Below are 13,066 nucleotides of genomic sequence, written 5' to 3' on the forward strand. Positions count from 1 at the left end.
CCACTGGCTGGCAAAACTCGGCGGCATGGCCACGGTAATGGCACCTTTACTGCCTTTGGCAAGTAAACGCTCAGTGGCCTCTTGCAGGTTTTTAAAAATGTCTTTTAATTCGAGAAAATAAGCCTGGCCTTCTTCGGTTAGAAGCAGCGAACGATTGCGGCGCAAAAATAATTTCATCGATAAAAACTCTTCTAAAGCTTTTATCTGATGGCTCACCGCCGCCTGGGTAACAAACAATTCATCCGCAGCTTTGGTAAAACTTAAATGGCGTGCGGCAGCCTCAAAGGCTTTTAAGGCATTGAGAGGCGGTAAGCGTCTATTCATGAGAAGACCTGATATGCACGAGAATAGGACATGTGAGGCATTAGCGAACTGACGGTTTTACAGACAATTGAGCACCTTTATCTAACCGAAAGCGTATTATAAAAATTAAAAGCCAATACATTACTGACAGCGCGGCATCACATAACTTAGTAACAAAACTGATGAACTGCGGAAGTATTCATTAGTTACCCGAATTTGTCAAACAAAGGCCAGCCCACTTGCGGGCTTAATCCCTCGCCTTTATTGGCCTTTACCATGTGTTACCGATATTACTACATCACGTTAACCCCCGGGACTTAACGCTCTTAGGAGACGAAGGCACTGTCACTGACCCAAGGACGATTTAAAGCCTCACCAAAGGGGAAAGATCGCGGCCAAATTTTAACAAAACAAGGGCGGCTTCTCGGGCCGTTGCGCCCGTTCCACTTTAGTCGCACTTTCAGATTAGATTTTCTAATCCATCAGCCCTATTTTTAATCGGTTTAATATTTCACCAAAACTGTTTACTATTCACCCGCTTTCAAAAGCTAGGTGTTTTTCTTCAATAAGTTACAAACACCCAATGTTAACGAAAGTAGACAACTTGTTAATAAATGTTAAATTAATTTTATTAGGTGTGATATGACTAAATATAAAAAATTCTTCAGCCAAATGGCCGTGATCCTTGCAGCAACCTCTGCCTACCCAACAATAAGCGCAGAAATGCCTGTACAATCACCATTTGCACCGGTTATTGAAAAAATCGAACTGGCTTCTGTGTCTGCAGACATACAAGCTCAAATCTCAGCGACGCTGGCAGATGGTAGCGTAAAGCACGCTTCCAAATCCTTGCTGGTAATGGCAGATGAAACTGCCTCTGACGTTGAGGACGCAAATAAAAGCGAATAAACCTGCACACACACCTGATACGAATGCCGGTAACGTCAGTTACCGGCACTCGCCATCAGCCCCTTAGGTCGCACTTGTATCTAACGGTTCAAATCCTTTCACCAAATCATCCAATGCTTTCATTTGTTGCAAATACGGCTCTAACTTAGACAGCGGTAACGCACACGGACCGTCACATTTTGCTTCATCCGGATTCGGATGGGCCTCTATAAATAATCCCGCTAACCCTAATGCCATACCACTTCGGGCTAATTGTGCTGCTTGAGCGCGTCTGCCATCGGCTGAAGTCGCCCTGCCACCTGGCATTTGTAACGCATGGGTCGCATCGAAAATAACTGGCGCATAGGATTTCATGGCATCCATACCCAGCATATCCACCACTAGGTTGTTATAGCCAAAGCATGAACCACGTTCACACAAAATAACCTTATCATTTCCGGCTTCTTGCAATTTACCGATAATGTGGCGCATTTCATGGGGCGCTAAAAACTGGGGTTTTTTCACATTGATAACTGCACCGGTTTTCGCCATCGCCACCACCAGATCCGTTTGACGGGCCAAAAAGGCGGGTAACTGAATAACATCGGCCACTTCGGCCACCGGCGCTGCCTGATGAGGTTCGTGAACATCGGTGATCACAGGAACATTGAAGGTGCGTTTGATTTCTTCGAAAATCTTTAAGCCAGCGTCCATACCTGGCCCCCGATAAGAAGACACCGACGAACGGTTCGCTTTATCAAAGGAAGCTTTAAAGACATAGCCAATACCCAGTCGCTGGGTAACTTCAACATAATGTTCGGCGATTTCCATCGCCAGATCACGGGATTCAAGTACGTTCATTCCACCAAACAGAACAAACGGTTTTTCATTTGCAACAGAAACATTACCCACGGCAATTTCTGCTTGAGACTGTGTCATGATTATTTTCTCTTACTAAAAGAATAAAGGTTGTTTGGTAACCGCTACCTTCGCGATTAACCCTAACCAGGTGAGTGCGCCGATAAAACCAATCCATTTTAGCGGTGCATTGCGTGCCCATTTAAGGGCAAATAATCCCAATAAAATATACGCCACTAATCCCACCACCTTAAAGGTTAACCAACCTTGTACAAAAGGATATTGATTTAATATCACGCACAGGCAAAGTGCGCTGAGCAAGAGGATGGTGTCCACGATGTGTGGCGTTATTTTTAGCCATTTTTTCTCCAGTACAGAGGGAGAAAACTGTGACCAGATGAAACGTAATACAAACAAAAACACACTTAGCGCAATTGCGGTAAGGTGAATATGTTTAAACATCATATACATAATTGTATCCTTTTTTCTTTTTTTAGCTGTCTTTCCAGCGCTGTTGAATCCCATTAAATCGTTCTATATTGTCCAACATATACTTGACCAATTGAGGGTCAAAATGCCGTCCGCTTTCTGCGTGTAACAGTGCAACCGTTTTGTCCAGAGACCAGGCTTCTTTATGAGGGCGCTCATTCATCAATGCGTCGAACACATCTACGATGGTTGCAATTCTGCTTTGCAGTTGTATTTCTTCTCCTTTCAAACCCAACGGATAGCCACTACCATCCCATCTTTCATGATGTTCTCTTGCCAGTATGGAAGCCAGCTGGATAGTGGGATTATCTGAATCTTTGAGTATTTGATAACCGAATTCTGCGTGCTGGCGAATAGCAAAACGCTCTTCCTTGGTAAGGGTATTTGTTTTTAATAAAATGTGTGATGAGACTTGGGCATTACCCACGTCATGCAAGGGAATGGCCAATCGCAGTGTACTGGCCTCTTTTTCCGATAATCCGGCATAACGGGCAAGAAGTTCGGCCATTTCTACCATACGTTTAATATGATTGCTGCTCCCATCAACCCCTTCCATGGCGACGCCAAGCCGTTCGATAATTTCCCGCTGGGTATTTTCGATTTCCTGGGTAGCCAATACATTTTCAAATGCCAACTGTACATTGTCGGAAAACAGCTTAAGCAAATGCATATTAGTTTCACTTAATTTACGAGGAATCCCGGACAAGTACAGCAATGAATCTTTATGGTGCTTACTGTAGCAATAGGCAACCACGTAATCGTCACCAAAAATAATGCGTTTTTCAGCAAGGGCCCGCTGACACAGTTGATAGGCATCATCAGGGATGTTTTTTTGCAACGGCTTTCCTTCCAGCCCCGCGTATTCCCCATTCCCGGCAAAGACGAACAACTCCTGGGTAGCGGCTTGCCTCAAAGGACGGCTAACGGCAATAGCGTTGGTAATATAAGCCGCATCTTTTGAAAACCCCAAAATGGAAGCCAGTTGCTGAATAATGCCACGCATGAACTTTTCCAGTGAACGGGAGGTAAACAAATTGACAGAGGCATCGATGATTTTTTCAAGTCCAGCGCGATTTTCTTCAATTACCACTATATCCCGGTATGAACGCAGTGAAGCAATCATAACGGTAAAGAGTTTTTGCGCTGTCAGCTCCGTTTTCGATTTATAATCATTGATATCATAATCAACAATGACGCTTCGCTCCGGTGCCTGGCCCGGTTGTCCGGTACGCAAAATAATCCGTGTAAAATGGTTATCCAGATCGTTGCGAATAAATTGGGCGACCTCAAGTCCGGCGTTATCCGTTTCCATCACCACATCGAGCAAGACCACCGCCACATCATTATGTTGCGTCAGGTAAGTTTTCGCTTCATTACCGCTGTAAGCGCTAATAAATTCCAGCCGTTTGTTATCCAGGATAAAGTCATTCAGTGCAAGTTTGGTTACCGCGTGAACCTCTGGCTCATCATCAACGATAAGTACTTTCCAACTGCCAAGCTCTTCTGGCAATGCTTCATCGTCATCCTCTAAAAAGAAAAAATCATCACTCATCTAATACTGTCCGTATTTGTCTGGCCAAACAAAGCATACTGTAAGCGAAATTATTCGCAAGAAACTCTTTTTCCTACGGTTAGTCGATCTAAACCGGCGAGATCCTGATAAGTGTGAATATTTTGATACCCTGCATGGGCAAATTGTTCTCGAATAGACGCACCTTGGTTATGGCCATGCTCCAGTAGCAACCAGCCATGCAATCGCAAATGTTTGCGCGCTTTAACAATAATAGTGGCGATATCATCGAGCCCGTCTTTGCCAGCAGTGAGTGCCGAACGGGGTTCAAAACGCACATCGCCCTGGGACAAATAGGGGCTGTCGCTTTCAACATAAGGGGGATTGGAGACAATCATGTCAAAGGTTGTCTGTGCAATGGCATCAAACCAGTGGCTTTGTATAAACTGCACATTGGTTATGTCATTGTCTTGTGCATTTAACCTGGCCAATTCAACCACGTTTTCAAACTTATCCACACCGGTTACTTCTAGATCAAATCGCTCACTGGCAATGGCCAGCGCAATAGCACCGGTGCCGGTACCTAGGTCACAAACTGTGCGGTCTTCCACGGTAAGTAAGCTTAACGCCGTTTCAACCAATAATTCGGTATCCGGTCGCGGGATCAAGGTGGCGGGTTCGACCTTTAGCTTCAACGACCAAAATTCCCTGTAACCCGTTAGATAAGCCACAGGTTGCCCTTGCGCCCGCTGGTGCACAAGGGACTCATAGGTTTGGCGTTGCGCTTCGGTTAACGGCTTTTCCGGCCAGGTATAAAGATACGTTCGATTTTGCTGTAGTACATGGCACAGCAATACTCTGGCATCGGTGTCTGCAGACTCTGACAGTGCCAGCGTTTTACCTGCCCAGTCCAAGGCCTGAACAATGGAAAGCGCCATTAATCGTCGGCCAATGAGGCAAGCAAATCGGCCTGATGTTCCTGTCGAATAGGATCTAACATGGCGGCCAAGTTGCCTTCTATCACTTCATCTAACCGATAAAGTGTCAGGTTAATACGGTGATCCGTCACACGTCCTTGGGGGAAATTATAGGTACGAATTCGCTCCGAGCGATCACCACTGCCCACCAGATTCCGACGGGTAGAGGCTTCTTCAGCGGCCCGCTTTTCTTCTTCCATTTGATTTAATCTGGCTTGTAGCACTGACATGGCTTTTGCCCGGTTCTTGTGCTGAGAACGTTCATCTTGGCATTCAACCACAACACCTGACGGTATATGGGTAATACGAATGGCTGAATCCGTTTTGTTAACGTGCTGTCCACCGGCACCGGATGCGCGGAAGGTATCTACACGCAAATCACCGGCATTAATTTCGATTGCCTCGGACTCTGGAATTTCCGGTAATACGGCCACTGTACACGCTGACGTGTGGATCCTGCCCTGAGATTCTGTTTCGGGTACGCGCTGAACGCGATGACCGCCAGACTCAAATTTCAAAATACCGTAGACACCTTCACCGGTAATGTGTGCGATCACTTCTTTAAAGCCGCCGTGTTCGCCTTCATTTTGACTCACAACATCCACTTTCCAGCCCTGGGTTTCCGCATAACGGCTGTACATTCTGAAAAGATCACCGGCAAATATCGCCGCTTCATCGCCGCCAGCACCGGCTCTTATTTCTAAAAAGCAGTTATTGTCGTCGTTAGGATCTTTAGGCAGCAATAATATCTGTAGTTTGTTTTCCAAATCCGTAATATCGGCTTTGGTTTGTTTGATTTCTTCTTGCGCCATTTCCCGCATTTCGGCGTCATCTTCGCCAAGCATTTCCTGCGCAGAAATAAGATTCTCCGCCGCTTGCTGATAGGCATTAAAACCTTTTACTACATCTTCTAACTGACTATATTCTTTGGATAATGCACGGAATTTATCCTGATTAGAAATGGTGTCAGGATCACCTAGCAGCGCCTGAACTTCATCAAAGCGTTCAACCAAGGTTTCAAGCTTTCTGACAACGGATTCTTTCATATTGTGTTGTACCTTTATTTATCCTGCTTATCGCCAGTAATATCCATCGCCTGACCCAGCCATTGGGTTAAGGCAACATCATTTTTCTGAGCGGCTTCCCGCAAGACCCGGGTAGGACCATGCATCAGCGCATTGGTTAATTTGTATGCCAATTCTTGCATAATATCTTCAGCGGGTTTGCCTTCAGCTAACTGGTTTAATGCCCGCGCCACCGCTTCATCTCGGGATGCCATTCCCCGCTCTCTATATTGACGCACCAAGCTAATGGATTTTTGGGCCTGTTTCCAATTAAGGAAGACTTTGGCTTGCTCGGCAATAATGGTTTCCGCTTCTTGCGCCGCAACCTCTCGCGACGCCAAATTTTGTTCGACAATGTGCTGCAAATCATCAACGGTGTACAAATAAGCGTCGCTCAATTCATTCACCTGAGATTCAATATCTCGGGGAACCGCCAAATCCACCATAAAAATAGGCAGGTTCCGCCGCTTTTTAAGGGCATTCTCCACCATACCTTTACCAATAAGGGGTAACTGGCTTGCCGTAGAACTAATGACAATATCAAAATCATGCAAATGTTCTGGTAGTTGAGACAACGTCAATACGTCTGCATCTAGTTGTTTCGCTAACGTTTCCGCCCGGGTAACGGTGCGGTTTGCCACCGCTAATCGGTTAACGCCCTGCTCTTTTAGATGCTGAGCCACCAACTCAATGGTTTCGCCAGCCCCAACCAGCAGTACCGACCGCTTAGGTAAAGCGCTGAAAATATGTTTTGCTAACTGTACCGCGGCAAAGGCCACAGAGACCGCATTGGCACCGATTTCGGTTTCAGAGCGCACACGCTTTGCCACCGAAAATGTATGTTGAAACAAACGCTCGAACTCGGAGCCTACCGTACCTGAATGCTTGGCATCGCTGAAGGCCTGCTTTATTTGTCCCAGAATTTGCGGTTCGCCCAGAATAAGGGAATCAAGACCACTGGCCACTCTCATAACATGCCTAACGGCGTCTTCGTGCTCATAGAAATAACTATGATTTTGAATATCGTCGGCAGACACCCCATGAAAATCGGCTAGCCAGTAAATAATATCGGTTTTGACGTTACGCCCTTTAATATAGACTTCTGTTCGGTTACAAGTGGAAATAATAACCGACTCATCAACACTGGAGAGCCCTTTTAGAGAGGCGAGCGCAGACACCAGAGAGTCCGGTGTAAATGCAACTTTTTCCCGTAAGGCAACAGGTGCTGTTTTGTGGTTAATTCCGAGGGCTGTTAAGGTCATTCAAATTCATGCTGGCATCGTCGGAGCGGCATTGTACGAAAAACCCAAAATGATTGAAAGTACTCATGAAACTGTGTTCACATAAACTATGCCGTTATCGCACGTAAATTGTGCATCTGTAAATTAAGGGAAACATGACCATTATCCGTCGTCAAATTGCGCTCATCTTTGTGGTTCTTTTCGGGCTTAATGCCTGTACAACCTTACCAGACGGCCCTCAACAGGCGGTTAACCTGCCAATTCAGCTGGCCAAGTTAACCGACGTGACCCAGTGGCAAATCAAAGGGAAAATGGCCATACGCCAAGGAAAAAAGGCGGTCAGCGCCAATATGAATTGGAAAACCAATCAGACAGATTTTGAATTCCGATTAACCAATATGTTGGGAATATCTCTGGTAAACATGGATTACACCCAGGGTTTAGCCACACTTGAAGCCGACGGCAACCATTATGAAAACACCGATCCCAGCGCTCTGATCTATCAGGTGACAAACTGGGACATTCCCGTACACAAACTACTTAGTTGGATAAAAGGCTTGCCGCTAAAGGACGATGTTTATCAGTTAAATGACAAACAATTACTAGCGTCACTCTCACCGGGTTGTCAAACCTGCTCTCAGTGGCAGGTAACTTACAGCCAGTATGGAAATGTATCGGGTATCTGGCTACCCTATCAACTGACCCTTAGACAGACAAACAAAGATAACACTATGATAAAAATTCGTATTGAGACTTGGGATTTACTTGATGAGCCTCGATAAATGGTGGCCGAGTCCGGCTAAAATTAATTTATTTCTTCACATTCTGGGCCGTTATGACAATGGCTATCATCAGTTACAAACCTTATTTCAACTATTGGATTATGGTGATAGTCTCGCCTTCGAGACAAACGATACAGGTCAGCTTACGCTCTCCCCTTCCATAAATGGGGTTGATGATGAAGATAACCTGATCATCAAAGCGGCCCGCTTATTACAAAAAAAATCTTCCCCCCTTAAAGGCGCCCATATTCGTGTCAAAAAAGTGCTGCCCATGGGCGGCGGTATCGGCGGCGGCTCATCCAATGCGGCCACGACCCTGGTGGCGTTAAATTATTTGTGGCAATGCGGACTTTCTACCGCCGAATTAAGGAAATTGGGACTGACCTTAGGGGCAGACGTACCTATTTTTGTTCAAGGCTGTAGCGGCTTTGCCGGTGGTGTAGGCGAAAATATACACCCCGCGTCGTTAGCAGAAAAATGGTTTCTGGTGGCGAACCCAAATGTCCATGTGAGTACCGCGCAAATTTTTTCTGAACCGTCACTACCACGCAATACACCGGCCATTTCATGGCATGACTACAATTTCGAAAATACCCACAATGATTGCCAGACAATTGTGTGTAATCAGCATCCGGAAGTTGCAAAATTATTACAGTGGTTGGTACACTACGCACCGTCGCGGATGACGGGCACAGGCGCCTGTGTATTTTCTGTCTTTGATAACGAACTCGCTGCTAGAGAGATATTGAAGGCTTTGCCGGATAAATGGGCAGGTTTTGTTGCCAGAGGCGTCAATACGTCGCCACTACAAGAAAAGCTAAAACATGTGAACGAAGCATCGGACATGAATTAATTATTTTTGGGGTATAGCCAAGTTGGTAAGGCAGCGGGTTTTGATCCCGCCATTCGTTGGTTCGAGTCCAGCTACCCCAACCACCTCTACTATCAATGCACTGAGGAAACACTTGTGCCAGATATGAAGCTCTTTGCAGGCAATGCTGTCCCCGAACTTGCTCATAAAGTTGCCGAACGCCTTTATACCAAACTAGGTAATGCCAGTGTTGGTCGTTTCAGCGACGGTGAGATCAGCGTAGAAATACATGAAAACGTCCGTGGTTCGGACGTTTTTATTATCCAATCTACCTGCGCGCCCACCAATGATAACCTAATGGAACTGATTGTAATGATTGATGCATTACGACGAGCTTCAGCAGGACGTATCACTGCCGTTATTCCTTATTTTGGTTACGCCAGACAAGATCGTCGAGTGCGTTCAGCCCGAGTCCCTATCACGGCCCGTGTTGTTGCGGACTTTTTGTCTAATGTTGGTGTAGATCGCGTATTAACTATCGACCTACATGCCGAGCAAATCCAGGGCTTCTTTGACGTACCTGTTGATAACGCCTTCGGCACGCCGATTTTGCTTGCCGATATGGTAGAACGGGATTTTGTAGATCCTATCGTGGTTTCACCGGATATTGGCGGCGTTGTGCGAGCCAGAGCCACGGCGAAACTACTCAATGATACAGAACTTGCCATTATCGACAAACGTCGTCCTAAGGCAAACGTCTCCCAAGTTATGAACATCATTGGTGATGTGAAAGACCGAGACTGTATTATCGTAGACGATATGATTGATACCGGTGGCACCTTAGCAAAAGCGGCCGAAGCGTTAAAAAATCATGGTGCGCGTAAAGTGTATGCTTATGCTACCCATGCGATTTTTTCAGGTAATGCACCCACAAACCTTAAAGAATCTGTGATTGACGAAATTATTGTTACTGACAGTATTCCGTTATCAGACGCAATGAAGGCCACGGGCAAAGTAAAACAGTTAACCTTATCAGAAATGTTAGCCGAAACGATTCGACGTATCAGCAACGAAGAATCCATTTCCGCCATGTTTGATTATTAAGTTCCTGTTCAGTTAGTGATCCGTTTCGGATCACTGACTCATTCTCATTACAAGCTTCCTCTCGTTTTTAACCGGCTACTCATTCATTGTTCATTCAGATAAAACACTGCACACTATCACCTATAATGATGATAAAAATCAGGAGATAATCTGTGGCACGCTTTGTTTCTACCCTCGTATTATTACCGCTTATCGCGCTTGCCGGATGCGACGATGATCACCATAATGCCAATACGACAACCACCGACTTGCAGACTGGCCAACGACCCTCAGGAGCGGCTATGACAGACCTTCAAACCCTCACTGGCACACTGGTTTATCAGCCCCAAGAAGGTGGTTTTCTGGGCTTTATTACCGCTGACGGCAGGCACTATCTATTACGTAACCTTGAAAAGCCCTACCGCAAAAATGGCATGAAACTTACGGTAAAAGGTAAACCAGTAGAAGGGATGGCCACCACAAAGCAATTCGGTATCCCCTTTGCGGTGACGGAAATAGTACACATGGACGCAACCAACATTACCTTGCCTTCCAACGAAATGTAGCAGGTACGCTTAGTCAGAGCTGTTTATCTTAATCTCCGGTAAAACCCGTTTGTATCTGTAACGGGGTGGTGGTAGAATTCGCCGCCCTTTTATTTTGGGTGCGAGTAACACACTGCGTGATTGCTCAGCGAATCGCAGATTTTGGTCGCAAAAGTCTGCACACTAATTAATGACTAACTACGGAGACATATTTATGTCTGATGGAATTTTTACTTTGGAAGCAGCCATCCGTACTGACTTAGGGAAAGGTGCGAGCCGCCGCCTTCGTCATGCTGATAAAGTGCCTGCTATCCTTTACGGTGGCGAAGAAGCCCCAGTGGCATTAACTCTTGACCATAACAAGGTTAACAACGCCGCTGACTTTGAAGCGTTTTACTCTCATGTTTTAACTTTAAACATCGACGGAAAGCCTGTTGAAGCCTTAGTTAAAGACATGCAACGTCACCCTTACAAGCCTAAAATCATGCACATTGATTTCCAACGCATCATTGCTGGCGAAGAGCTGCACACCAGTGTTCCTCTACACTTTGTAAATGAAGAGCAATCTGCAGCTATCAAAGCGGGCGGTATTGCTGAACACCACGTAAACGAAATCGAAATCTCTTGTCTGCCTAAAGACTTGCCTGAATTCGTTGAAGTTGACATGGCAAATGTAGACATGGATCACACTGTACACTTATCTGATCTGACATTGCCTGCTGGCGTTAGCTCTGTTGAGCTAACTAAAGGTGGTGAAGCTCACGATTTGGCAGTGGTTACCGTTAAACCTGCACCTAAAGCTGCTGAAGCAGAAGAAAGTGAAGGTGACGAAGAAGGCACAACTGAGGAATAATCAGTTTGTCAGATATTCGTCTGATTGTGGGCCTGGGAAATCCAGGCCCAGAATATGAAAACACACGACATAATGCCGGTGCTTGGTACCTGCAAATGTTGGCTGCACGTTTTAATGCGACCCTTAAGCCAGAAAGTAAGTTTTATGGTCATTCGGGCCGTATTACTATAGGCACCCAAGATATTCGTCTGCTTTATCCCACCACCTTTATGAATAAAAGTGGTCAGGCTGTCTCCGCCATGGCAAATTTCTACCGGATCCCAGCAGAGAATATCTTGGTTGCTTTTGATGAACTGGATTTACCACCTGGCGTTGCCAAATTTAAAGTTGGCGGCAGTTCAAGCCAGAATGGTGTCCGTGATATCGTTGCTCGCATGGGCAACAATAAAGACTTCCTCAGATTGCGAATTGGTATTGGCCATCCAGGCCACAAAAGTAAAGTCACCGGTCATGTACTCGGAAAGCCACAGGCTGACGAAAAAGATGCCATTGTTGATGCCATAGACGAAGCCGTTCGCTGTACTGAAATACTGATTAAAAACGACTTAAAACAAGCCCAGAACAGACTACACAGTTTTAAAGCTGACGTTCCGGGTAAATAACCAGACAAGGGTCAAGCTCATGGGTTTTAAATGTGGCATCGTTGGTTTGCCAAATGTGGGTAAATCTACCCTATTTAATGCACTCACCAAAGCCGGAATCGAAGCGGCTAACTTTCCTTTTTGTACCATAGAACCGAATACCGGTGTAGTTCCAGTACCGGATTTGCGCTTGGACAAACTGGCCGCCATCGTCAACCCTCAACGGGTACTGCCCACCACCATGGAATTTGTGGATATTGCTGGTTTGGTAGAAGGTGCATCAAAAGGTGAAGGGCTGGGTAATAAATTCCTAGCAAACATTCGCGAAACTGATGCTATTGGGCATGTTGTTCGCTGTTTTGAAAATGACAACATTGTTCATGTGGCCGGCAAAGTCAGCCCACAAGATGACATTGACGTTATCAATACCGAGTTGGCACTGTCTGATTTGGAAACCACCGAAAAAGCCATCATTCGTGTGGGCAAGCGCGCTAAAGGCGGCGATGCTGACGCGAAATTCGAGCTCAAAGTGCTAGAAAAAGTAAAGCCTCACCTCGACGAAGGTAAGTTGGTTCGCTCACTGGATTTAGCCAAAGAAGAAATTGCTGCCATCAGCTATATGAATTTATTGACAATGAAACCCACCATGTACATTGCCAATGTGAATGAAGATGGGTTTGACAATAATCCTTATCTTGATCAAGTCAAAGCCATCGCAGCCGATGAAGACGCAGTTGTGGTTGCAGTATGCGCAGAAATCGAAAGTGAAATTGCCGAATTAGATGATGATGAACGGGACGAATTCATGGAAGATATGGGCTTGGAAGAGCCTGGATTAAACCGTGTGATCCGTGCTGGCTACAACTTGCTTTCACTGCAAACTTACTTTACTGCTGGTGTAAAAGAAGTACGGGCCTGGACCTTCCCTGAAGGCTCAACGGCACCACAAGCTGCCGGTAAAATTCATACCGACTTTGAAAAAGGCTTTATTCGTGCTGAAGTTGTCAGCTATGACCATTTTGTGGAATATGGCGGTGAACAAGGGGCCAAAGATGCCGGAAAATGGCGTCTAGAAGGGAAA

General features: G+C 45.7%; 15 protein-coding genes and 1 tRNA gene. 9 read left to right on the forward strand and 7 right to left on the reverse strand.

The features are described from left to right. A partial coding sequence (locus V5298_RS16680; protein WP_332932565.1) for a LysR family transcriptional regulator occupies positions 1-324 on the reverse strand: 324 nt, incomplete at its 3' end. A 621-nt stretch (positions 325-945) separates the two neighbouring features. Here V5298_RS16680 and V5298_RS16685 point away from each other — a divergent pair. After that, positions 946-1,212: a hypothetical protein gene (locus V5298_RS16685; RefSeq protein ID WP_332932566.1), complete on the forward strand. Its 267-nt coding sequence runs from the start codon at positions 946-948 to the stop codon at positions 1,210-1,212. Between the two features lie 63 nt (positions 1,213-1,275). On the opposite strand, the gene kdsA is transcribed toward V5298_RS16685, so the two are convergent. From kdsA to hemA, 6 genes are read right to left on the reverse strand one after another with little or no spacing between them, the layout of a single operon-like run. Further along, positions 1,276-2,130: a 3-deoxy-8-phosphooctulonate synthase gene (gene kdsA, locus V5298_RS16690; RefSeq protein WP_332932567.1), complete on the reverse strand. Its 855-nt coding sequence runs from the start codon at positions 2,128-2,130 to the stop codon at positions 1,276-1,278. A 15-nt stretch (positions 2,131-2,145) separates the two neighbouring features. Continuing rightward, entirely contained in the window at positions 2,146-2,520 is a 375-nt protein-coding gene (locus V5298_RS16695) for a SirB2 family protein (RefSeq protein WP_332932568.1), read from the reverse strand. 22 nt (positions 2,521-2,542) lie between these two features. Next, positions 2,543-4,090 carry a DUF3369 domain-containing protein gene (locus V5298_RS16700; protein ID WP_332932569.1) on the reverse strand — a complete coding sequence of 516 codons (1,548 nt, stop codon included), beginning with the start codon at positions 4,088-4,090 and terminating at the stop codon, positions 2,543-2,545. 50 nt (positions 4,091-4,140) lie between these two features. Further along, entirely contained in the window at positions 4,141-4,986 is an 846-nt protein-coding gene (gene prmC / locus V5298_RS16705; RefSeq protein ID WP_332932570.1) for a peptide chain release factor N(5)-glutamine methyltransferase, read from the reverse strand. Further along, positions 4,986-6,071: a peptide chain release factor 1 gene (prfA, locus tag V5298_RS16710; protein WP_332932571.1), complete on the reverse strand. Its 1,086-nt coding sequence runs from the start codon at positions 6,069-6,071 to the stop codon at positions 4,986-4,988. The genes prmC and prfA overlap by 1 nt, the downstream gene beginning before the upstream one ends. A gap of 14 nt (positions 6,072-6,085) precedes the next feature. Beyond that, positions 6,086-7,351, reverse strand: a complete 1,266-nt coding sequence (gene hemA / locus V5298_RS16715; protein WP_332932572.1) for a glutamyl-tRNA reductase — start codon at positions 7,349-7,351, stop codon at positions 6,086-6,088. Between the two features lie 134 nt (positions 7,352-7,485). Here hemA and lolB point away from each other — a divergent pair, with 134 nt between their 5' ends. The 8 genes from lolB to ychF form a co-directional block, all read left to right on the forward strand. Further along, entirely contained in the window at positions 7,486-8,112 is a 627-nt protein-coding gene (lolB, locus tag V5298_RS16720; protein WP_332932573.1) for a lipoprotein insertase outer membrane protein LolB, read from the forward strand. Further along, positions 8,099-8,965 (forward strand): 4-(cytidine 5'-diphospho)-2-C-methyl-D-erythritol kinase, encoded by an 867-nt coding sequence (gene ispE, locus V5298_RS16725; protein WP_332932574.1) that lies wholly within the window; start codon positions 8,099-8,101, stop codon positions 8,963-8,965. The genes lolB and ispE overlap by 14 nt, the downstream gene beginning before the upstream one ends. Before the next feature lie 7 nt (positions 8,966-8,972). Continuing rightward, positions 8,973-9,048: transfer RNA gene (locus V5298_RS16730), tRNA-Gln, on the forward strand. A gap of 31 nt (positions 9,049-9,079) precedes the next feature. Continuing rightward, the gene (locus tag V5298_RS16735; RefSeq protein ID WP_216029839.1) at positions 9,080-10,027 is read left to right on the forward strand and encodes a ribose-phosphate pyrophosphokinase; all 948 of its coding nucleotides are present in this window, start codon (positions 9,080-9,082) and stop codon (positions 10,025-10,027) included. Positions 10,028-10,179: 152 nt separating this feature from the next. Next, positions 10,180-10,572 (forward strand): hypothetical protein, encoded by a 393-nt coding sequence (locus V5298_RS16740; protein ID WP_332932575.1) that lies wholly within the window; start codon positions 10,180-10,182, stop codon positions 10,570-10,572. 193 nt (positions 10,573-10,765) lie between these two features. Beyond that, positions 10,766-11,404 carry a 50S ribosomal protein L25/general stress protein Ctc gene (locus V5298_RS16745; protein ID WP_332932576.1) on the forward strand — a complete coding sequence of 213 codons (639 nt, stop codon included), beginning with the start codon at positions 10,766-10,768 and terminating at the stop codon, positions 11,402-11,404. A 5-nt stretch (positions 11,405-11,409) separates the two neighbouring features. Then, positions 11,410-12,006, forward strand: a complete 597-nt coding sequence (gene pth / locus V5298_RS16750) for an aminoacyl-tRNA hydrolase (RefSeq protein WP_332932577.1) — start codon at positions 11,410-11,412, stop codon at positions 12,004-12,006. 19 nt (positions 12,007-12,025) lie between these two features. Then, on the forward strand, positions 12,026-13,066 hold a 1,041-nt coding region (gene ychF, locus V5298_RS16755), incomplete at its 3' end, for a redox-regulated ATPase YchF (protein ID WP_332932578.1).

This window comes from Alteromonas sp. 14N.309.X.WAT.G.H12 (assembly GCF_036697315.1).
GTDB lineage: Bacteria > Pseudomonadota > Gammaproteobacteria > Enterobacterales > Alteromonadaceae > Alteromonas.